Source organism: Nocardiopsis sp. FR4 (assembly GCF_009830945.1).
Classification (GTDB): Bacteria; Actinomycetota; Actinomycetes; order Streptosporangiales; family Streptosporangiaceae; genus Nocardiopsis.
In genome coordinates this window covers 136,540-157,680 of record NZ_VWVV01000003.1, presented here as the reverse complement: position 1 = coordinate 157,680, position 21,141 = coordinate 136,540, and the positions used below count along the sequence as shown (strand labels likewise).

Here is a 21,141-nt window from a genome sequence, read left to right as displayed (position 1 = left end):
GCGCACCGCCCCGCGTCTCCTCCGGGAAGGTCAGTCCGCCGCGCTGTGGCGGCTCTGGCGGTACTGCTGCGCCTGGCGGGCGATCTCGTCCTCCAGGTCGGCCCGCTGCCGGACCTTGTCGGCCCGCATCCGCTGGTCGTTCTCGTTGCGGTCGGCCTGCTGGCGGACCTCCAGCGCACCGATCTGACGATCCGTCTCCACCTGGAGCTCCTTGCGGCGCACACGGATCTCGTGGTCGTGGCGCTCGCGGTGGAGGTCGACCCGCGCGGTGTAGAGCTCGTCGTACTTGCTGGTGCCGCCGAACAGCTTGGTGAGCACGGGGAACAGGTCCACCGCGGCCAGCAGCGCCCGCAGCAGGACCACCCCCGCCATCACGTAGAAGCTGCCCTTGGCCAGCGTGCCCAGGGCCTCCATCTCCTCGATGACGCCGTGCTCGCCCTCCGCGGCGGCCCGCGCGGCGACCTTCTCCTCGATCAGCCGGGCGCGCTCGGTGGCGAAGTCGGCGGTGGAGGCGCCCGCCGCCGACGTGAGCTCCTCCACCTCGGCGTTCAGCTCCAACAGGCTGGTCTGGTGGTCGGCCAGGCGGCTGTCCTCGGCGAACGCGTCGGCCTCGGCACGCAGGCGCTGGCAGTTGACGCCCGCGCCCGCCCGTCCGGTCAGCCCGTCCCCGGGGGTGCCGTTGCACTCCAGCCGGGCCAGCTCCTGCTTCTCCTCCAGCTGCTCCTGGAGGGTCTCCACGTGCTCGCGCACCCGGTCGCGCTCCTCGACGGTCGAGGCCAGCGCGGTCTGGTCGGCGGTGAGCGTGCTCCCGCCCACGGTCAGCAGGAACTCCCGCGTGCACCCGGGGTCGGTGCTCCGCTCCCCCGAGACGGGGTTGCAGCGCTCCAGAGCCGACCGGAACTCGGCCGAGGCCTGCTCCCGTTCGAGCGTGATCTGGTGCTCGATGGAGGGGCGGAAGACGTAGAGCAGCAGGGGTTCGGCGACGACCAGGCTCACCAGCAGGGCGAGGACGATCCGGCCCGCGAAACCGCCCAGGCGGCCGCCCTTGCGCACACCGTGCATGGTCGAGAGCATCCAGCAGTCGAAGACCAGGATGATCCCGGCCCAGAACAGCGAGGCCAGGACGAGCAGCGGCCCCGGGGTGGGGGTGAACCGCTGGAGGGCGACGAACACCGCCACCCCGGCCATCGAGGCCGTGGCCAGGACCACCAGGCCCTGGAGGGTGTAGCGGGGACGCTCCTCCGGGACGAGGAAGAGCAGGTCCTCGTCCACCCCGGTCAGGCGGCGCAGCAGACGGGCGGCGCGTCCCCAGGGGGTGGCCCGCGTTTCGGGCGCGCGGTGGTCCGGCTCCGGTTCGGCGGCCCGCCCGCGGGGCGGCAGGAGCGTGCTAGACGTCATGGTCGTCCTCGCTCAGTTCCCTCGTACGCCGCCGCCCGGGTCCGCCGCCGTCCTCCCAGACCTCCCCCGACCCGCGGTCCTCCTCCTGCGCGGTCAGCGGCGGGGCGGCCGCCCCGCCGGGGGTCCCGTCCAGGGCCCTGCGCTCCGCGCCGAGGGGGGAGCCGCCCGGCAGGGGGGCGTCCGAGGCGACGAAGCCCACGACCTGCGCGGTGGTCATGGAACCGTCCACGTAGTTCTCCCTGATCGCGGTCTGCGCGAGCTGGGAGCGGATCTGCATCCGGCGGTGCTCGTCCTCACGGGCCCACGTCTCGCGGCGCAGGGCCTCCTCGCGCTCCCGCTCCAGGCGAAGCAGCCTCTCCTCCCGCTCGGCGGCCTCCCTCTGTGCCTCGTGGTTGAGCGCGCGGTCCCGCTCGGCGGAGATGCGGTTGGCGACCTCGGTCGGGGCGATGCTCCCGTCGGCCAGCGCCAGCATGATGGCGTTGATGGTGTCGTTCTGGACGGACTCGCTGAGACCGGCCATGATCCTGCGCGTGTGCTCCGTGACCTTCTCCTTCATGAGGTGGTCGTGGTCGGTACGCGCGACCTCCACCTCCTGCTCGTGGCGGGTGGCGCGCCAGGTGCCGCGTACCTCCCGCAGGCTGTGGGGCGTGAGCACCTCGGTGCCGACGTACTCGATCCGCATCCCCCGCACCTCCGGCGGGGAGAGGTCGATGAACGCCTTGACGTGGCTCCACACCAGCTCGCGGACCTCGTTGATGTCCTCCAACCTCAGGTGCTGGGCGATCTGGGGCAGCTTGTCGTAGCGCCGCATGTAGCCGCTCAGGAAGCGGTGCGCGTCCCCGCGGCCTTCGCTGACCACCGTGACCGGGTCCAGGACCGTGCAGAAGAAGGTCGTGCGCACCTCGAAGTCGTCGTCCTCCAGGGACGGGACCGTGAGGTCGACGGAGACGGAGACGTCGTGGCTGACGTCGACCAGGCACACGTGGTCGGCGTCCACCACCCGGCTGTCGTCGAGGGCGAGGCCGCCCTTGTCCACGTGGAAGGCTCCGCCGCTGCGGTAGACGAGGACCTGGTGGGCGGAGGCGCGGGGCAGCTCGGAGGGGTCCCGGCGGCGGCCGCGCAGGCCCAGGAAGCCGTGGCGGACCGGGGCACCCAGGGCCCGCTCCTCCACGACCGGGTAGGAGGGTGGCTGGGACGTCATGCTGGTGTCGCTTTCTCGGTGTGGCCGGAGCCGGGGCGCTCGCCCGTTCCGGGGTCGGAGCCGTCCCCGAACGCCTCCGGGAGGAGGGCGAGGAAGGCGTCGGTGAAGGGGTCGTCGCGGCGACGCGCCGCGCTGGTGAGGCTGGACCGGAACCCGACGTGCTCGTCGGGCCTCAGGGACCCGGCCAGGGCGGTGAGCAGGCCCGCCGCCCCGGCCTGCGCGTCGGCACCGCTGCGGTGCAGCGCGCACAGGGTGCGGCACAGCGCTTCCACGGCCAGACGCCGCACGGGCCGGTACCGCGCGGTCTCGGCCCAGAGTTCGGCCGCCAGGGGGAGCTGCTCGGGAACGAGGAGGAGGTGGCGGGCGATGGCGGGGTCGCCGCCCTCGGCCTCCTCCGGACCGGGGTCCTCACCGTCCCGTTCCCGGGCCTCGGGCCCGTCCGCGGCGCGATAGCGCTCCTCGTCCCCCTCTCCGGCCGGCGCCTCCTCCCCCGCTCCGTCGGTGTCGTGGGCGTAACCCTGCGGATGGGGTCCGCTGGTGGAGACCGTGAGCACGGAGCAGACGGCGGTGAGCACGAGCACCCGTTCGGGGCGGTTGGGGCCGAAGCGACGGGTGTCCGCCAGCTCCTCACCGAGTTCGCGGAGCAGGGCCCGTGCGCTGCCGCCCCGCTCGACGAGGCTGCCGAAGAGGCCGCCGACGGCGAAGGCCGCGTGGTCGCGGTGGCTCGCCTCGGGGTCGCGGAGCCGGGAGAGCAGCCGGTTCACGGCCTCGGTCGGATACATCACCCCCAGCTCGCCGCTCCACGCGTGCAGGGCGGTCTCGACCTGCCGCGGCGCGCCGCGGGACAGCCAGCGGTCCACCGTGCGCAGGGCCGCGGGAGCGTGTCCCTCCAGACACATGGACCACAGGACGAACACACAGGCCTCCCGCCGGTCCTGGGTGCCGCGCGACCACCGGTCCAGGTAGAGGTCGTGGACCTCCTCGAAGGCGATCCCGGCCAGCACCGCCAGGCCCCGGGCCAGGTACACGCCTCGCGTCCGGTGGCTGACGACGGTCCTGGTCCACGCCTCCACGGCGTCCCAGAAGTCGACGTCGTAGCGCTCCCAGAGCTGGCGCAGGACCTCTCGGCGGTCCCCCGCCTCGGTGAACCCGGGGAAGCGGCGGACCATCCAGCCGTCGTCGCGGTACTCGACGCGGACCAGTCCGTGGCCGCCCTCGCCCCGGTGCCGCCGCAGCTCGGGCAGGTGGGCGGGAACGGCCTCCTCGGCACCGGTGTCCTCCGGCCGGAGCGGTGGGGGGAAGGCCCTGCCCACCCGCTGGTGCAGGCGGTTGGCGAGGAGTTCGTAGTCGCGCTCGTGGATCCCGTGGAGAAGGGCCAGAGCGGCGGCGTCGGTGACGTCCCGGCGCTCCGGCCGGTGGTCGAACCACTCCCTGACCCGGGTGTGGGAGGAGGAGCGCAGGACCCGGTCGACGGCGTCCTGCGGCAGCTCGCCGCGGGCCAGCGCCCGGGCGACCGCGACCAGTTCGGTGACCGGACGGTCGTCGGGGAGCCGCTCCGCCGCCAGGCCGACGGCCTTGGCGTGCCCCTCGGAGAAGGCCCGGCCCAGACTCGCGCACTCCCTGCGCAGGTGCGCGCGGACCACGTCCGCGGCACGGGGGCGCGTCCAGGCCAGGACGGGCGCGGCCGCCCCGACGGGCGTGCTCGGCGCGCAGGTCAGGACCAGGCTCGCCTCCGAGCCCTGCACGTGCCGGAGCAGGACCGACCACAGGTACTCGTGCTCGGCCGGGGAGACCCGGGGGTCCGCCCCGAACCAGTCCAGGACGATGTAGCCCCGCCCGGACGCGAGCTCACGCGCGGCGAGGCCCTCCAGGGTCTGGGTGGGTGAGAGCACCGTGATCCTGTCGCTGTCGGCCAGCAGGCGGATGGCCCCCGTGCGCCGGCCGGTGCCGGAGGCGCCGCTGAGGACGAGGACGCGCTGGTCCTCCAGGAGCTTGCTCGCCTCCTCGAACCGTTCGGGCGCGGCGAAGGTGTCCACGGCGGCGCGGATCTCGTGCTCCCGGAGGGGCCCGGTGACCGAGGCCGCGCCCGGGGCCGCGGCGTGCCCGTCCGCCTCGGCGGCGCCGAAGACGCCGTTCTGGGCGTTGACCATCCCGTAGAAGACGTTGGTGACCCGGCTCCGCCCCCACCGTTCCTCCGGCTGGGCGGGGGCGGCCTCGGTCCGCGCGGCGGGGCGGGCGCCGGTGCCCGTCTCCGGGGAGGGCCGGTCCGACGGGGGCGGAGAGGTGCCGGCCTCGCCGCCGTCGCTTCGGGGAACGGCGGAGGCGTCCGCGGTCCGACCCGGGGGGTTGTCGGGGTGAGGGCTCACGCGCGCCTCCTAGTAGCGCACGCCGAAGGTGGCGTGGGAGGCGTCGACGTCGCCGTTCATGACGTTGGTGACCGCGGGGGACTCTCGCCGCTCCGGTCCGGGTCGCGCCGGTTCCCCGGCGGCCAGGGCCGCCGGGGGCGCGGCGGCGGGGGCGGATTCCGGGTGGCGGCCGGGCACGAGCACCCAGACCGGCTCCTCGTACTCCTTGTTGCGGACGGTGGTGAGGGCGAAGTCCCCGGGGCGCAGGCGCGTGTGCCCCTGGGCCACCACGTCCTGGTAGACGGGCGCGGTGACGGCCACGACCAGGTCGGCTCCGGAGTCCTTCAGAGCGGCGCGCAGGGCGTCGCTGTCCACGACCCGCGCGGCGGTGACGATGCCGTTCCCGGAGTACCCGGACGGGGAGGAGACCGCGGAGCCGTGGTGGATGACCATGCGCAGCCGCAGGCGGCCCGCCTCGGTCCGGTTGTGGTTGTGGCGGCGCAGGGCGTACTCGACCTCGGGCACGTACCGGTCGAGGAGGTCGGTCTCGCGCACGTCGACGGGCAGGACCGCCATCTCGCCGTCGCCGCCGGGGGCGATGTGCCACCGCTCGCGGTCGAGGCCGCTCCGCTCCGCCGCGCCGCGCAGCAGGACCGGGATGGCCTCCTGGAACTGGTGCTGGGTCAGCTCGTCGGAGCTGCCGTATCCCTTGGCGTCGCAGGTGATGATGGCGCGCCGCCCGAACTCGGGAATCTGGGACATTTCCTCACTACTTCCTGGGGGTGGAACGCGGAACGCTGCCAGTGTGGACCGCGGCGCGCACGCGAATGCCTGACCAGTCGGTAATTCGCCTCCCGGTCGCGCGTGAGGAGCGGCACAGGGCGGAACCCGGAGCAGTCCGGAATCCGACGGGTCAGCGCGGGGTGCAATACGGGGGAATTCGCTTTCCGGTTCCGCGGAGGGGGGAACGATGGAATCCCACGGGGGAGACGGTATCGACTCGGCCCTGGCCGTGGTGGCGTTTTGCCAGAACAACGTCGCCCAGGCCGACACGAAGAGCGGTTTCCTGTGCGTCGCCCAGGTCGGCTTCGCGATGGCCCTGGTCAACGGCGGGACCAGCACCGCCCCGGGGTCCCCCCCGGCGGTGGTGGCCCTGTTGGCCTGCGCGTTCGCCTTCGTGGTCTCGGGCTACCACCTGGTCGGGGCCCTGCGCCCCCGGGTGCGCTTCCACGGCGGCGGCAGACTGGTGACCGGTTTTCCGAGGCCGAACCCGGAGAGCCCGCTGACCTCCGACGAGGTGTGGCGGATGGCGGAGGTCCTGTCCGGAATCGCGATGGCCAAGAACCGGCACGTGCGGCGCTGCATTCCGTGGCTGGCCTTCATGCTCGTCATGATCGTGGCCAACGGTGTCCTGGGAAAGGTGTTCGGTTGATACCGGTCACGCGTTCTCGTACACCGAACGCAGTTTGTCCATTTCCACCACGACCACGCGTCGGTACCGCGACAGCACCAGGCCCGCGTCGCGGAACCGGCGCAGGGCGTTGCCGACCGCGTCCGTGCGCGCGCCGATGAGCTTGCCCAGGTCGGTCTGGGACAGGCGGATCCCGATGTCGACGCCCTCGGCGTCCTCCGCGCCGTGCCGCTCCGCCAGTTCCACCAGGACGCGGGCCAGCCGGACGTCCACCTCGTAGCCGACGAACTCGGCGCGCAGCAGGTCGGAGGAGGCGAGCCGGTCCCCCATGACCGCGCCCACCGCCTCCCACGCGTCCCGGTGGCGGGTCAGGAAGTCGCGGAAGGCGGCGTGGGTGTAGGCGCGGACGGTCATCGGCGTGCACGCGACGACCGTGGCGCTGGCCCCGGAGCCGCGGAACATGCCCATCTCCCCGACCATGTCACCGTGCACCCGGATGCCGAGCATCACCTCGGTGCCGTTGCGCAGCACCGAGGTGACCTTCGCGCAGGCGACCTCCCCGGTCCCGGCCGGGCACAGCAGCAGGACCTCCTCGCGGTGCTGCCCCTGGCGGAGGAGGACCTCCCCCTCCGGCGCGCGGCGGGGCGGGGCCATGGCGAGCAGGCGGGCCGCGGTGTCGGCCGCGAGCCTGTCCATGAACGTGCGGGTGGGCCAGTGGTTCGGTGTCATGGCGGTCCTCCCGCGACCCATGATGCCCGCTCCGCCCCCGCCGGGGGGAGGGTTCGGCCCGACAGGCCGGCGATGCGGAAAACGCGGGCCCCGACGGGGGCGGGACGGCCGCCCCCGCCGTCCTGTGCGTTGCCGCGTGCGCGACGGGGGTGACCCCGGTGCCCCCTGGTCTCGGTGCGCCAGCACCGGGGGCAGGTCCACGGCGAGGGGAGGCGGGGGTTCGGTCATTCGACTGCCCTCGCCCCGGTGAGTTCGGCCGCGATCGCACGGGCCACGGAACGTTCGCGCACCGCAGGCGCCGGCGAGGAAAGGGCCCTGCCTCCATCACACGGGGTAGGCTGCCGGAACCAGCGCCCGCCCACGGGCGCGACCGTCACCGAGCGGTTCCCCCACCGGGCTCAGAGGCCGCTTCCTCCGCAAGCGCGTGTCTGGCCGCCAGGAGTTCGATCAGCTCAACGGCGGGGTGCTTGTGCCCTCAGCAGCGCCGCGAGCGAGGAGTTCTGTCGGTCCAGTGCACCTCGTGGACCATGTCCTCGGTCAGGGCCAACACGAGGTCCATGACCGAGAAGGGGAAGAGCACGTTGGTGTCGACGCAGACGCGGGCCATGCGGGGCCTGTCACTCAGTAGGGGAGCTCTGCGGACTCAACTGCCTCGTTGATCCGGCGTCTGCCCTCGCGCCGCCTCTCCCGCCTGGCCTGGAACTCCAGGACGTCGTCCAGCCGGACGACACGGTGCCTGCTGTCCGGCAGGCGCTCCGAGGGGATCTCTCCCGCGTCGAGAAGACGGACGACGAACGGACGCGACAGGCCGAGCAACTCCGCCGCCTCGGCCGGGGTCAGGCTGGTCTCGGACGCGAGCACCCTGGCCGCGCGCCCCTCCGAGAGTTCACTGGCGGAGGCCAGGAGGATTTTCACCAGCGACTCCGGCAACGTGAGCTCGTCACCGTCGGCCAGCTTCAGCACCAGCCGCGATCCGCGGTCAGCCGCCTCCCGGACCACCTTCCTGGCCACCGAGCGGGCCCCGGCACCGGGTTCGATCCGGGGGGCGCCAGCCAGCACACTCGATCGCACCGTCGCAACCTCCCACCAGGGACATCTTCTTATCTGCAATAAGTGCAACCCAAGAGTGGGCGGATGGAGGGCGGGCGGGGACCGCCACGGCCCCGCCCGCCCGGATCAGGCGTCCTGGTGCGTGTCGACCCAGGACGTGAGGGGCAGCCCCTGGATGGCCGCGGCCATCAGCTCGGGGAACACGTCGGGCGTGCAGGCGAACGCGGGCACGTCCATCTCCGCCAGCGCCGCCGCGTTCTGCCGGTCGTAGGACGGCGCACCCTCGTCCGAGAGCGCCAGCAGCACCACCACCTGTACCCCGGCGGCCTTCATCGCGGCCACCCTCCTCAGCATCTCCGCTCGGACACCGCCCTCGTACAGGTCGCTGATCAGTACGAAGACCGAGTCGTTGGGCCTGGTGATGAGCCCCTGGCAGTAGGCGATGGCCTTGTTGATGTGCGTGCCGCCGCCCAGCTGCGTGCCGAAGAGCACCTCGACGGGGTCGGTGAGCTGCTCGGTCAGGTCCACCACGGCGGTGTCGAAGACGACCAGGGAGGTGCGCAGGCTCCTCATGGAGGCCAGCACCGCGCCGAACACGCTCGCGTAGACCACCGAGGAGGCCATCGAGCCGCTCTGGTCGATGGCCAGCACCACGTCCTTGTGCACGCCCCGGCTGCGCCGCCCGTAGCCCACCAGGGTCTGCGGCACGATCGTGCCGTGCTCGGGCAGGTAGTGGGCCAGGTTGCGGCGGATGGTGGCGTTCCAGTCGATGTCGGCCACCCGGCGGGGCCGGTGCGTGCGGACCGACCGGTCGATCGCCCCCTGTACGAGGGAGCGCGTCCTCTGCGCCACCCGGCGCTCCAGGTCCTCCACCACGCGGCGCACCACCGCGCGGGCGGACTCGCGGGCCCGGTCCGGCATCACCCGGTTGAGGGAGAGCAGGGTGCCGACCAGGTGCACGTCCGGCTCGACCGCCTCCATCATCTCCGGCTCCAGGAGCAGCTGGTGCAGGCCCAACCGGTCCATGGCGTCCTTCTGCATCACCTGCACGACGGAGGTGGGGAAGTACTCCCGGATGTCGCCCAGCCAGCGCGCCACCCGGGGCGCCGAGCCGCCGAGCCCGGCACCGCGCCCCCCGCCGCCCTCGGACCCGTTCCGGTTGTAGAGCGCCTCCAGGGCGGCGTCCATCGCCTGGTCGGCGGTGCTGAGCCCGGAGGGGCAGTGCGCCTCCCGGCCCAGGACCAGCCGCCAGCGGCGCGTGCGTTCGTCCACGGCGTTCAACCGAGGCTCCTTCCGGAGGTGAGGATGGCGAGCGCGGTGGCCAGGGCCGGTGCCGCGCGTTCGGTGTCCGCGTCCGCGCGGACCGGGGCCCCGGGTGCGGCGGCCGGCGCGGAGCCCAGGCGCTGGGCCGCCGCGCCGATCTCGGTCCGCTCGGGTCCGGTGAAGTTGCCGAAGGTGCGCCGCAGCAGCGGCAGCACGGCGGTGAAGCGCTCCTCGGGCAGGGCGAGCAGCCAGGTGTCGATCAGCCCGAGCAGGGCCTCGTCGTGCACCAGGATCAGCCCGCTGCCCTGGAGGAACCCCTCCAGCCAGGCGGCGGCCCCGGCGGGTTCGGCGCCCGGGGACATCGCCAGGCCCAGGCGCCCGCGCAGCTCGGCGGGTTCCAGGAGCCCGCCGTCGGCGAGCATCCGGTTGACCCGTCCGGCGATCCGGCCGGGCACGGCGTCCCGCCGGGCCAGGGAGGCCAGGGCCGCGGTCCAGTCGGCGAGGACCTCGCCGCCCAGGAGGGTGGCGGCGTTGTGCGTGGCGTCGACGTGCCGGACGAACTCGGCCGCCGCCTCGTCGTCCAGCCCGTGCACCGCCGGGGCCAGGCCGACGCACACCCGGCGGAGGAGTTGCTCGCCCACCTGGCGCAGGCGGGTGCCGTCGGTGCCGCGCACGTCCCCGTAGCGGGCCGAGCGGGCCAGCGGGGGCAGCGCCGCCATCAGGTGGGTGACGTCGCTGTCGGTGGCCGCGCGGTCGGTGAGCAGGGCCAGCACCCGGGGCAGGGCCTCGCCCAGGTCGGCGAGCAGGCACCGCTCGGTGAGCGAGGTCAGCGCGGGCAGGTCGGCCTCGGCGGCCAGGTCCGCCGCCCGGGCCGCGGCGGCCGAGGCCACGGTGGTGCCCCACCGGCTGGCCTCGATCAGGGCCACGTCCATCTCCGGTTCCCAGCGCAGCCGCCACGACTCCCGGAAGGTGCCCTTGGAGCCTCCCGCGGACGGACCCGGCACGCCCCAGGGCACGTCGAGCATCCGCAGCCGGTGCAGGAGCACCCCGCGTTCGCGGTCGTTCTCCTTGCGCAGGTCCAGGTCGAGGTCGCGGTCGAAGGGCTCGGGCTTGAGCCGCAGCCGCTTCTGGGCGGCGACGAGGTCGCGCTGGAGCGGCACCATGGGCGTGGACGGGGGGACCGCGCCCATCCGCTCGCCGAGGGCCATCCGGCGGTGCACCAGGGCGGCCCGGGCGGGCTCGCCCTCGCACAGCACGGAGGTGAGCGCCTCGGACACCTCGTCGAGCCCGGCGAGCGGGCGCCCGCGCAGCACGGCGAGGCTCTCGGCCAGCCGCACGCCCTCGATGACGTGCGAGGAGGACACCGGCTGCCCCTCCTCGCGCAGCAGCCGCGCGGCGTCGGTCAGCCACCGGTGCACCGGCAGGTCCGGCGCGGTGAACAGGTGGTGGTACCAGCCGGGGGCGGCCACCCCCGCGCCGTAGCCGCTGGCGGCGGCCAGCCGCCCGTGGGTCCAGGGCACCCAGGTGGTGTTGACCCTGACCTTGGGCAGCCCCCTGAGCAGGGCGGTGTCGTCCTTGACCGGGTGGTCGGCCACGTCGCGCAGGGCCGGGGCGTGCCAGGCGCCGCAGACCACGGCGACCCGCTGGTGCCCCTCGCGCAGGACGGCGCGCAGGGTCTGGCGCATGTACGCCTCCCGCCGGGCCTCCCGCCCGCTCTCGGGGGCGGACTCGGCGCGGACGGCGGCCATGGCGTCGGCGATCGCGGGGAACGGGGAGGGCTCCCCGGGACCGCGCTGCTCGACGACGTCGTCCCACCAGCGCTCGGCGTCGTCGTACCCGGCCGCCTCGGCCAGGACCCCGAGCGGGTCCAGGCGCACCCGTTCGGGCTCCTCGGCTTCCGGGGCCTCCCCGGCCGCATCCGGGTCCTCCTCGCGCTGGCGCCGCTCCTCGGCGGCGGCCATGCGCTCGGCGAGGGTGTGCGCGGCGGGCAGGTCGCAGAAGCGCACCGGAACGCCGTGGCCGACGGCGTAGCGCAGCGCCTCCCACTCCGGGGAGAAGCTGGCGAACGGCCAGAACGCCCAGCCCTCGCCCGCGTCCCTCCGGGGTCCCTCCTTCTCGGCGGCGTAGGCCAGCAGCGCCACCGGCGGTTCCAGCTCGCCCACCAGGGAGGTGAGCGCGTCCGCCTCCGGCGGCCCCTCGATCAGCACGGCCTCGGGCTTGATCTCCTCCAGGGCGGCCCGCACGGCCCGGGCCGACCCCGGGCCGTGGTGCCGTACACCCAGGACGTGCAGCCCGCTGGTGTCCAGTCGGGACCGGGCCATCAGGCGCCCACCTCGCGGCAGGCGCGGTAGAAGTCGCCCCAGCCCTCGCGCCCGCGGGCGACGGTCTCCAGGTACTCGCGCCAGACCACGCCGTCGGAGACGCGGTCCTGGACCACGGCCCCCTGGATCCCGGCGGCCACGTCGGCGGGGCGCAGCCGGCCGTCGCCGAAGTGCGCGGCCAGCGCGATCCCGTTGGTGATCACGGAGATCGCCTCGGCGGTGCTCAGGGTCCCGCTGGGCGACTTGACCTTGGTTCCGTTGTCCTCGGTCACCCCCGAGCGCAGTTCGCGGAAGACCGTGACCACCCGCTGGATCTCGGTGAGGCTGGCGGGCACCTCGGGCAGGTCCAGCGCGCGGCCGAGCTGCTCGACCCGCTGGGTGACGATGCGCACCTCGTCCTCGGCGCTGTCGGGCACCGGCAGCACCACGGTGTTGAACCGGCGGCGCAGCGCGCTGGACAGGTCGTTGACGCCCCGGTCCCGGTCGTTGGCGGTGGCGATGATGTTGAACCCGCGCTGGGCCTGCACCTCGATGCCCAGCTCGGCCACGGGCAGGGCCTTCTCCGACAGCACGGTGATGAGGCCGTCCTGGACGTCGGAGGGCATACGGGTGAGCTCCTCGATGCGGCCGATGGAGCCCCGGGCCATGGCGGTCATGACCGGGCTCGGGACCAGGGCTGCCTCGGAGGGGCCCTCGGCGAGCAGCCGGGCGTAGTTCCAGCCGTAGCGGACGGCCTCCTCGGAGGTTCCGGCGGTCCCCTGGACCAGCAGGGTGGAGTCACCCGAGACCGCGGCGGCCAGGTGTTCCGACAACCAGGTCTTGGCGGTGCCGGGGACGCCGATGAGCAGCAGCGCCCGGTCGGTGGCCAGCGTGGCCACGGCGATCTCCACGACGCGGCGCGCGCCGATGTACTTGGGGGTGATCTCGGTGCCGTCGTCCAGGGTGGTGCCCAGCAGGTACTGGGTGACCGCCCACGGGGAGAGCTTCCAGCCCGGGGGCCGCTGCCGGTCGTCGGCCTTGGCCAGCGCCTCGAGTTCGGCGGCGTGGGTCTGCTCCGCGTGCGGGCGCAGGGCCTGGGCGGCGTCGGTGCGGATGGCGGGGGCGGAGGTGGTCAACTAGAGCTCCCTGTGCATGTCGAGTCGGAACCGGAGGGTGTCGCGGAGGCGGTCGTAGGCGTGGACGGCGGCGTTGCCGTCGAACGGGGCCGTGTCGGGCAGGGCGGTGACGTGTGCGGGGCGCATGTACAGGGCCGCGGCCGCGCAGAGGGCCTCGTAGCCCGCGACGGGGGCGTTGGCGCGCCGGGGTTCCCGGAGGAGCCGCAGCGCCTCGGCCGACAGGGCGTCGGTCCAGGGGCCGCGGGTGGCGCCGAACAGTTCGCCGCGGCGGTCCGAGGACCTGACCGCGGGCAGGGCCCGGAGGGTGAGGTCGCAGCGCTCGGCGACCGGCAGCAGGTCCAGGAGCCTGCCGGTGTCGAGGGGCCCCGACCTGGCGGAGGCCGTCGTCCGCGACGGTCCGGGGCCGAGCGCGCCCAGGACGGCCCGGGCCCACGCCGCGTCCCGTTGGACCACGGCCGCGTTGGCCAGGGCGGCCAGGAGCCGGGAGCGCGGTTCGGCGTCGGCCGTCCTGGTGGCCGCCGCGACGACCCCGGCCGGGTCGGTGCCGAGCAGCTCGGGCCACACGTCCAGCGGTGTGTGGGTGACCAGCGCCCACAGGCGCTCGGAGTAGCCGTTGGCGCTCTCGGCGTCCGGTGCGGGCATGGCCAGGGCCAGGTCGCGGCGGAGGGCGGCGTCGCGCCCCTCGGGCGGGTCCACCCGCAGGGAGCCGTCGTCCCTCAGCGAGGCGTGCGCGCGGACGTGGCCGCGCAGGCGCTCGGCGTGGGCGCCCCCGGGCAGCCTGGTGAGAAGGGACAGCGCGCTTCCGCGCACGACGGCGCTGCGGTCGTCCAGGGCCTGTTCGAGGAACTCCTCGTCCGCGGGGCCCAGGCCGGTGGCCAGCGTCTCCAGGAGCTCGCGGCGCAGTTCGGCCTTGGCCAGGCCCGGCCAGACCGCGGTGAGGAGTTCCCGGGCGCGGTCGGGGTCGGCGGTGCGCAGGGCCAGGAGGGCGCGGCGCCGCTCACCGGGGGTGCCGCACCCCCAGTCCCGTTCGCTGAACCGGTCCCCGGGCAGGGGCACGCCGGTGGCGTAGGACCACCGGGGGTTGAAGGCGGCAAGCCACCGGCCGCGCGTCCCGGCGGCGGCGACGATCGCGGGGCGCGTCTGGCTGTGCCGCGCGCCCTCGTCGAGCAGGAGCGGAAGGCTGGCGCGGGCGGCGCACCGGCCGCGGGCGGCGACCCGTTCCAGCCACTCGGGCAGGAGTTCGGGCCGGTCGGCGATGATCCGGTCCAGGAGGCGGGTGGCGCCCGGGCCGGCCTCGGCGCTCTCGTCGGAGGTGCCGGGATCGGGGGTCAGGGGGGTGGTCCCGGTGGCGGGGACGTATCCGGCGGCGCGGCGGACGGTGGCCAGCGCGGCCCGGTCCAGCAGGTCGGACGCGTCGTTGCCGCCGGGGGTGGCGGGCAGGTCGGGGGTGTCGGGGACCTCGCGCCGGGCGGTGCCGACCAGGGCGGCGGAGACCAGGCGGTCCCAGGAACCGGTGGGGGCCAGGGGGTCGAGGGGTTCGGGGGCGCGGGTGCCGGTCACAGGGAGACCGCCTTTCCGTTCCGGTCCCACACGGTGATGGGGGTGAGGCCCTCCGCCGGCGACCACTCGGCGGCGACGGTGGCCGGGTGGCCGCCGGTGACGGCGAGCAGGCGCCAGGGGTCGCCGGCGGTGAGGGGGAGCGCGGTGCCGTCGGGGTCGGCGAGGTACCACCGGTCCTCGCGGGCGGGCGCGGCGCGGTCGAGCACGACCGGCCAGGTGTCGAGCCAGGGGTCCTCGGCGGCGGCCGCGGCGAAGGAGTCGAGCGCCTCGGCGACCGTGCCTCCCCCGGGCGGTCCCGCGGGCGCGGTGTCGCCGTCGTGGACGGGCACCGCGCGGTGGCCGTCGGGGTAGAAGGCGAACTCGGCGGTGACCTCGGTGCCGGACCGGAAGGCGGTGGCGGGCGCCTGTCCGGAGCGGGCGAAGGTCAGGGACAGGGCGGTGCGGCCGGTGTCACGGCCGCGCAGCCACAGGCGGCGGGCGAGCATGCCGGCCTCGGGGGCGGCGGTGTCGCGCCAGCCCAGGACCCGCCACGTGTCACGGACGCGCTCGCCCTGTTCGAGGACCTCCTCGGCCTTACTGGCGATGCCCACCCGGGCGCGCACGGCGCCGCGGACGCGCGGGTCCAGGGCCTCCCCCGCGCGGTGGCCGCAGGCCAGCAGGTGGAGGAGGCTGAGGCGTTCGAGCAGGCGCTCGGGCCACCGGTCGCCGCGGGCCACGGCGGGCAGCCCCGCGACCAGGGCGGAGGCCCCGCCCGCCTTGGCGTCCACCAGGCGCTTGGCCATGCGGTCCCAGTGGTCGTAGCCGTACTTGGGGACCTCGGCCAGCCCGGCGTCGATCTGGTCGTTGAGCCAGAGCCGGAGCTCCTCCATCCCTGCCGCGACCGCCTCCTCCCGCTCCCGGAGCGTGGCGGCGGCCCTGGCCGGGTCCACGGGCCTGCGGGTGCTCGCCCGGTTCCGGCGCGCGACCCGGCCGGAGAGCCACGTGGCCACCCACTCGGGCCGCTCCTCGCGGAGGTCGACCTCCTCCTGGGCCCACAGGGCGAGCAGCCCCAGGACGTGCTTGCAGGGGATCTTGCGGCTGGGGCAGCTGCACTTGTAGGCGGTCCCCCCGTCGCCGTCGAGGTGGACGGCGGCCAGGTAGGGCTTGGATCCGCTACCCTTGCACTCCCCCCACACGGCGGAGGTGCCGCCCGCGGGGGCGGCGACCGCTCCGCGCTCGGGCCAGGACCCGGCCTTGGCCACCTTGAGGGCGGCCTTACGGGAGGCGGGGTCCGGAGCCAGAGCCCATACGTCGTCGGTACTCCATCGATCGCTCACACGGGAAACACTACGGACGGGGTATGACAGAACCGGTGCCTTCGCGCGGCGCCCGGGCGACCCTTTTCCGAACGGCCTTACGAGCCCCGGACCGCCATCGCGAAACCGTCGCACCTTCCTGGCATACTCGCGGCGCGGAGCGTCCGTGACCGGGCACGGACCCCCGGCGCACAGGACCTTGCACCCCTGTGCCGCATTACGCCCTTTGGTGAACTAACGCCCCTTTATCCGAATGACCAAAGGCCCGACTTCCGCATTTCCTGCCGGGTATTGAAAAAGGAACTCCACCACTCCTACAATGCCACGACCGGGGCGCCGGACCAGCACCTCCAGCCCACCTTTTCCGCGTAACGAAATCCGCGCGCCCTGGACGTCCCCGCTTCCCCACCTCCCGCAGCACCAGCACGTCGTCTCCCGAAGGGAGGGAAGCGGTTCCCGCGTATCCGGGCTCCGCGTACCCGATGACCACAGTCCGCCCCGGCGACCCCGCCGCACCCCCGGACCACCGCCGCGAGGCCTTCCGGCTCTACAGCACCACCCCCGACACCGGACGCGACGCACTCTGGGCCCAGCTGCGCGAACGCCACGGACCCGTCGCCCCGGTGGAACTGGAGAACGGGGTGCGGGCCTGGCTGCTGCTCGGCTACCACGAGAACCTCGCCGTCCTGCAGAACCAGCACCTGTTCTCCCGCGACACCCGACGCTGGCGCGAGGTCGTGGAGGGCCGCGTCGACCTGGCCACGGCCCGGCCCGCCCTGTCCTGGCGCCCCAACGCCCTGTACGCCGACGGGAGCGAGCACACACGCCTGCGCTCACCGATCGTGGACGCCCTGGCCAGAGTGGACATGAACGCCACCGCGCGCACGGTCCGCCGCATCGCCGACTCCCTGGTCGACTCCTTCACCGCCTCCGGCCGCGCCGACCTCATCGCCGAGTACGCCAGCCCGCTGCCCGTGCTGGTGGTCAACAGCCTCTACGGGCTGCCCGACAGCTACGGTCACATGCTGGGCGACCTCACCGCCATCGTCTTCGGGGAGGACGCCAGACGCGGCGAGGAGGCCGTGGGCCGCATCCAGCAGTTCTTCTCCGACCTGGTCGCCCGCAAGCACCGGTACCCGGGCCCGGACCTGGTCTCGTGGATGCTGGAGCACCCGGCCGGACTGAAGGACCACGAGGTGGCCCACCAGGCCGCGCTGATCAACAGCGCCAGCCACCAGCCCACCACGCACCTCATCGGCAACACGATGCGCACCCTGCTCTGCGACGACAGGATCCGCGCGGCCTACGCCGACGCCCGACTCTCCGTCCAGGACCTGCTCGACCACGTGATGTGGACCGACACGCCCTTCCAGATCCTGCCCGCCAGGTTCGCCCTCCAGGACACCCGGATCGGCGGCGCCCAGGTCCGCGCGGGCGACGCCCTGCTCATCGGCTTCGACCCGGCCCACCGCGACCCCGCGGTCCAGTGCGGCCGCGACGTGGTCACCGGGGTGGTCAGCGGGAGCCGGGCCCACCTCATGTTCGGCGCCGGACCGCACGCCTGCCCGGCCCGGGAGCTGGCCAGGATGATCGCCTCGATCGCCGTCACCACGCTCCAGGAACGGCTGACCGGCCTGCGGCTGGCCGTGGAACCCGAGGAGCTGCGCTGGGTGCCCTCGCCGTTCGTGCGCGGACTGGCCGCCCTGCCCGTCGCCTTCACGCCCGGCGAGCCACCGCGCCCGGAGCGCTCCCGGCCCGAGGCCCCCGAGCCCGTAGCCGAGGCCGAGGAGCTCGACAGCCCCGAGGGCGACCTGCTGGGGCGCCTGCTGAGCTGGTGGCGCGGCCGCCGTACCCAGTGAGCCCCGCCGGGCGCCCGGCGGTGGTCCGTCCCCGGCGGGAGCCCCCGGATCCCGGAGCGCGCGTGGGACCGCGGGCGGAGTCCGCCCGCTAGGGGGTCGCGGCCGGTTCCCCGGACACGATCCCCAGCAACCGCCGGACGCCCGGCCAGACCAGGTCCAGCAGGTCCGGCGCGTCGTGGACCCGGGCCAGCAGCACCCCGCCCTCGACCTGGGCGAGGAAGCTCTCGGCCAGGAGTCGGTCCGGGGTCTCCTGGTCCAGTTCCCCCCGTTGTCGTGCCTGCCCGACCACCTCGGTGACCAGAGCGGCCTGTTCGGCGAAGACCTCGGACAGCCGGGCCCGCACGTCCGGCTCGTGCCCGCTCAGTTCCAGCGCCAGGTTCCCGTAGAGGCAGCCGTGGATGCGGCCCCGCTCGGCGTACTCGGCCCGCTGGTCCTCCACCAGGTGGGCGACCAGCGCCCGCAGCCGTTCCACGGGGGTGCCCGGCCCCCGCAGGGCGCGTTCCCACTCCTGCCTCTGCTCGGTCCAGTGGGCGTCGACGGCGGCTGAGGTCAGGGCCTGTTTGGAACTGAAGAAGTGGTAGAAGCTGCCCTTGCGCACGTCGGCGTCGGCGCAGATCTCCGCCACGCCCAGGGACGCGTACCCCCGGGTGAGCATCAGTCGGCGCGCGGAGGAGACGAGTCGGTCGCGCGCGGTGCTGGTCCTTCCCATGCGCCCAGGGTATACGGACGGTCAACTATGTGGATCCGATCCCTTGTTAATAGTTGACCGGTCGTCTAGTGTGACGGCGAACGCGGGCGACGGGCCCGCCGAATCCGGAGTACACACATGCCAGCCGACATCACCGTCGCCGTCGCCTTCCACAGCGGTCACGGGCACACCGCCCGTCAGGCCGCGGCCGTGGCCCGGGGCGCCGACGCGGTTCCCGGGGCCCGCGGCGACCTGCGCGACGTGTCCCGCCTGGACGCCGCGCTGTGGGAGGCCCTCGACGCCGCCGACGCCATCGTCTTCGGTTCGCCCACCTACATGGGCGCCCCCTCGTCCGTCTTCCAGGCCTTCGCCGAGGCCACCGCGCCCGTGTGGGCCGCACGCGGCTGGCGGGGCAAGCTCGCCGCGGGCTTCACCAACTCCGCCGGGGTCAACGGCAACAAGGACAACGCCCTGGTCCGCCTCGCGGTCCTGGCGGCCCAGCACGGCATGGTCTGGGTACCGCTCGGCCTCGCGCCCGGTGGGGACTACAGCACGTCCGGGACCGCGGGCGACCCCAACCGGCTCGGCGCGTTCCTCGGCGCCATGGCCCAGTCCCCCTCCGACCTGGGACCGGAGGCCGCGCCCCCGCCCGCCGACCTGACCACGGCCGAGCACCTGGGCACCGAGGTCGCGGAACTGGCACTCGCCCTCGCCCGCGGCCGCTCGGCCGAGGTCGCGCGATGAGGCGGCCCGGCGCGCTGCGGCGCCTCCTCGGCATCCGGCACCCGGTGGTCCAGGGGCCCTTCGGCGGCGGGCTGTCCACGGTCGCCCTCGCCGCGGCAGTCTCCAACGGTGGAGGGCTCGGCTCCTACGGCGCCCATCTGCTCTCCCCGGAGGAGATCACCGCCCTGGTCGGCCGGCTGCGGTCGGTCACGGACCGGCCCTTCGCGGTCAACCTCTGGGTGCCCCAGCCGGGTGAGGAGCGGGCTGGAGGCGTCCGCGCGGACGGGCACGCCGACCGCCTCGCCCCCTACTACGCCGAGTTCGGCCTCCCCGCCCCCGGGGGGAGGGCCCCCGAGCGGGAGTGGGCCTTCGAGGACCAGGTGGACGCCCTCCTGGCCGACCCGCCCCCGGTGGCCAGCGTCGTCATGGGACCGCCGCCCGGGCGGCTGGTCACCGGCCTGCACCGGGCGGGCGGCCTGCTCCTGGGCACCGCGACCACGGTCGATGAGGCCCGTGCGCTGGAGGAGGCCGGCTGCGACGCCGTCGTGGCCTCCGGAAGCGACGCCGGAGGGCACCGCGGCTCCTTCCTCGCCCCGGTCCGTGAATCCCTCGTGGGCACGTTCTCGCTCGTTCCCCAGGTGGTGGACGCGGTCACCGTGCCCGTGGTCGCCGCGGGCGGCGTCGCCGACGGGCGGGGCGTGGCCGCGGCTTTCGCGCTCGGAGCCGACGGGGTGCAGGTGGGAACGGGTTTCCTCCGTACCCGGGAGTCGGGTGCGGTCGACGCCCACCGCCGTGCGCTGGCCGCGGAGTCGGCCCGGACGACGGTCCTGACCCGCCTGTTCTCGGGCAGGCCCGCGCGCGGGATCGCGAACGACCTCGTCCGCTCCCTGGCCGACGCGGAGGACCGGGTTCCGCCCTATCCGATCCAGAACGCGCTGATGGCGCCGCTGCGTGCCCGGGCCGCCGAGCTGGGCCGGGCCGACCGGCTCAACCTGTGGGCGGGCCAGGCGGCGCTGCTGGCCGGGGAGGGTCCCGCGGCGGAGTACCTGGCGCGGTTGGTGGCCGAGGCCGAGGAGGTGTACGGCGGCGTAGGCGGTGGTGCGGAGGGGCCCGCGGCCGCGGACCGTCGGGGAGGGTAGGGGCGACGGGGCGACGGGAGGCCCGGGAGCGCGGGCGCTCCCGGCGCCGCGTCCGCGGCCGGCGTCAGGAGGGTCGGACCAGGTCGCGGATCGGTCCGGACAGCTCCCGCTCGAAGAAGGTGAAGAACCCCTCCGGATCGGGTCCGGCGTTGATCAGGCACAGGTGGTCGAACCCCGCGGCGGAGAACTCGCGCACCGCCTCCACGTGCCGCTCCGGGTCCGGGCCGTAGGCGAACACGTCGCGCATCGCGTCCCGGTCGATCAGCGCGGTGGCCGCCTCGAAGTTGACCGGGTTGGGCAGCTCGGCCTGCACCTTCCAGCCGGTCAGGGCGAAGCGGAACAGCTCGCGCGCCGACTCCAGGGCGTCGCCCTCGTTGGTCGCCCAGGCCAGGGGCACCTCCGCGTAGCGCGGCCCGGTGCCCCCGGTCTCGGTGTAGGCGCTGACGAGCGCCCTGCTGGGCTCGGTGCAGAACATGCCGTCGCCCTCCCGGGCGGCGAGGAGGGCCGCCTCCTCGCCGCCCGCGGCCACGATGATCGGCGGCGGCTCGTCGGGCAGGTCGAAGACCCGGGCGTCCTCCAGGGTCAGGTACCTCCCGTCGTAGGAGTGGTAGCCCCCCGACCACAGCAGGCGGATGATCTGGATCGCCTCGCGCAGCATCTCGTGGCGCCTGGTCGCGCTGGGCCACCCCTGCCCGACCACGTGCTCGTTGAGGCGTTCGCCCGCGCCCACCCCCAGCGTGAACCGCCCCTCGGACAGGATGGCGGTGGTGGCCGCGGCCTGCGCGACGATGGCCGGGTGCACGCGGATGATCGGGCAGGTGACACCGGTGGCCAGCTCCACGCTGTCGGTGCGCTCGGCGATGGCGGCGAGCATCGACCACACGAAACCGGAGTGCCCGTGGCTGTGCAGCCAGGGGTGGTAGTGGTCGCTGATCTCCACGAAGTCGAATCCGGCCTGCTCGGCGCGGATGGCCTGGTCCACGATCTCACGGGGTCCGAAGCCCTCGGCGAAGAGCTTGTATCCGACCTTCATGACGTCTGGTC

At 74.5% G+C, this 21,141-nt stretch carries 18 protein-coding genes; 4 read left to right on the top strand and 14 right to left on the bottom strand.

Features of this window, described 5'->3' with window-relative positions; genetic code table 11:
* Positions 1–30: 30 nt before the first annotated feature.
* The 4 genes from FYW95_RS05380 to FYW95_RS05365 are packed head-to-tail and all read right to left on the bottom strand — an operon-like array spanning position 31 to position 5,706.
* The gene (locus tag FYW95_RS05380) at positions 31–1,398 is read right to left on the bottom strand and encodes a DUF4407 domain-containing protein (RefSeq protein WP_159941683.1); all 1,368 of its coding nucleotides are present in this window, start codon (positions 1,396–1,398) and stop codon (positions 31–33) included.
* Positions 1,388–2,599, bottom strand: a complete 1,212-nt coding sequence (locus tag FYW95_RS05375; RefSeq protein ID WP_159941682.1) for a hypothetical protein — start codon at positions 2,597–2,599, stop codon at positions 1,388–1,390. The genes FYW95_RS05380 and FYW95_RS05375 overlap by 11 nt, the downstream gene beginning before the upstream one ends.
* Complete coding sequence (locus FYW95_RS05370; RefSeq protein ID WP_159941681.1) at positions 2,596–4,965, bottom strand: hypothetical protein; 2,370 nt, start codon at positions 4,963–4,965, stop codon at positions 2,596–2,598. Before FYW95_RS05370 ends, FYW95_RS05375 begins: the two co-directional genes overlap by 4 nt.
* 9 nt (positions 4,966–4,974) lie before the next feature.
* Positions 4,975–5,706, bottom strand: coding sequence for a hypothetical protein (locus FYW95_RS05365; protein WP_159941680.1), 732 nt, complete (start codon positions 5,704–5,706; stop codon positions 4,975–4,977).
* Between the two features lie 208 nt (positions 5,707–5,914).
* On the opposite strand from FYW95_RS05365, the gene FYW95_RS05360 reads away from it, so the two are divergent.
* Positions 5,915–6,376, top strand: a complete 462-nt coding sequence (locus tag FYW95_RS05360; RefSeq protein WP_159941679.1) for a Pycsar system effector family protein — start codon at positions 5,915–5,917, stop codon at positions 6,374–6,376.
* 6 nt (positions 6,377–6,382) lie between these two features.
* Here the strand turns inward: FYW95_RS05360 and FYW95_RS05355 are convergent, their stop codons facing one another.
* From FYW95_RS05355 to FYW95_RS05320, 8 genes are all read right to left on the bottom strand, one after another.
* Positions 6,383–7,084, bottom strand: a complete 702-nt coding sequence (locus tag FYW95_RS05355) for a Crp/Fnr family transcriptional regulator (protein WP_159941678.1) — start codon at positions 7,082–7,084, stop codon at positions 6,383–6,385.
* A 475-nt stretch (positions 7,085–7,559) separates the two neighbouring features.
* Entirely contained in the window at positions 7,560–7,691 is a 132-nt protein-coding gene (locus FYW95_RS28600) for a hypothetical protein (protein ID WP_255495185.1), read from the bottom strand.
* Positions 7,692–7,705: 14 nt separating this feature from the next.
* The gene (locus FYW95_RS05345; RefSeq protein WP_159941677.1) at positions 7,706–8,155 is read right to left on the bottom strand and encodes a helix-turn-helix domain-containing protein; all 450 of its coding nucleotides are present in this window, start codon (positions 8,153–8,155) and stop codon (positions 7,706–7,708) included.
* 105 nt (positions 8,156–8,260) lie between these two features.
* A complete protein-coding gene (locus tag FYW95_RS05340) occupies positions 8,261–9,415 on the bottom strand; it encodes a VWA domain-containing protein (protein WP_159941676.1) in 1,155 nt (384 codons plus the stop codon).
* Positions 9,412–11,718, bottom strand: coding sequence for a DUF5682 family protein (locus FYW95_RS05335; protein WP_159941675.1), 2,307 nt, complete (start codon positions 11,716–11,718; stop codon positions 9,412–9,414). Before FYW95_RS05335 ends, FYW95_RS05340 begins: the two co-directional genes overlap by 4 nt.
* Positions 11,718–12,833, bottom strand: coding sequence for an ATP-binding protein (locus FYW95_RS05330; protein WP_159941674.1), 1,116 nt, complete (start codon positions 12,831–12,833; stop codon positions 11,718–11,720). The genes FYW95_RS05335 and FYW95_RS05330 overlap by 1 nt, the downstream gene beginning before the upstream one ends.
* Entirely contained in the window at positions 12,834–14,393 is a 1,560-nt protein-coding gene (locus FYW95_RS05325) for a DUF5691 domain-containing protein (protein WP_159941673.1), read from the bottom strand.
* A complete protein-coding gene (locus FYW95_RS05320; RefSeq protein ID WP_159941750.1) occupies positions 14,390–15,634 on the bottom strand; it encodes an SWIM zinc finger family protein in 1,245 nt (414 codons plus the stop codon). Before FYW95_RS05320 ends, FYW95_RS05325 begins: the two co-directional genes overlap by 4 nt.
* Before the next feature lie 536 nt (positions 15,635–16,170).
* Between FYW95_RS05320 and FYW95_RS05315 the strand changes: the two genes are divergently transcribed.
* Positions 16,171–17,547: a cytochrome P450 family protein gene (locus FYW95_RS05315; RefSeq protein WP_159941672.1), complete on the top strand. Its 1,377-nt coding sequence runs from the start codon at positions 16,171–16,173 to the stop codon at positions 17,545–17,547.
* Positions 17,548–17,635: 88 nt separating this feature from the next.
* Here the strand turns inward: FYW95_RS05315 and FYW95_RS05310 are convergent, their stop codons facing one another.
* Positions 17,636–18,256 (bottom strand): TetR/AcrR family transcriptional regulator, encoded by a 621-nt coding sequence (locus FYW95_RS05310; RefSeq protein WP_159941671.1) that lies wholly within the window; start codon positions 18,254–18,256, stop codon positions 17,636–17,638.
* A 117-nt stretch (positions 18,257–18,373) separates the two neighbouring features.
* Between FYW95_RS05310 and FYW95_RS05305 the strand changes: the two genes are divergently transcribed.
* Complete coding sequence (locus FYW95_RS05305; RefSeq protein ID WP_159941670.1) at positions 18,374–18,979, top strand: flavodoxin family protein; 606 nt, start codon at positions 18,374–18,376, stop codon at positions 18,977–18,979.
* A complete protein-coding gene (locus FYW95_RS05300; protein ID WP_159941669.1) occupies positions 18,976–20,097 on the top strand; it encodes an NAD(P)H-dependent flavin oxidoreductase in 1,122 nt (373 codons plus the stop codon). The genes FYW95_RS05305 and FYW95_RS05300 overlap by 4 nt, the downstream gene beginning before the upstream one ends.
* 64 nt (positions 20,098–20,161) lie before the next feature.
* Here FYW95_RS05300 and FYW95_RS05295 read toward each other — a convergent pair whose 3' ends face one another.
* Complete coding sequence (locus FYW95_RS05295; protein ID WP_159941668.1) at positions 20,162–21,130, bottom strand: TIGR03557 family F420-dependent LLM class oxidoreductase; 969 nt, start codon at positions 21,128–21,130, stop codon at positions 20,162–20,164.
* Positions 21,131–21,141: the final 11 nt, after the last annotated feature.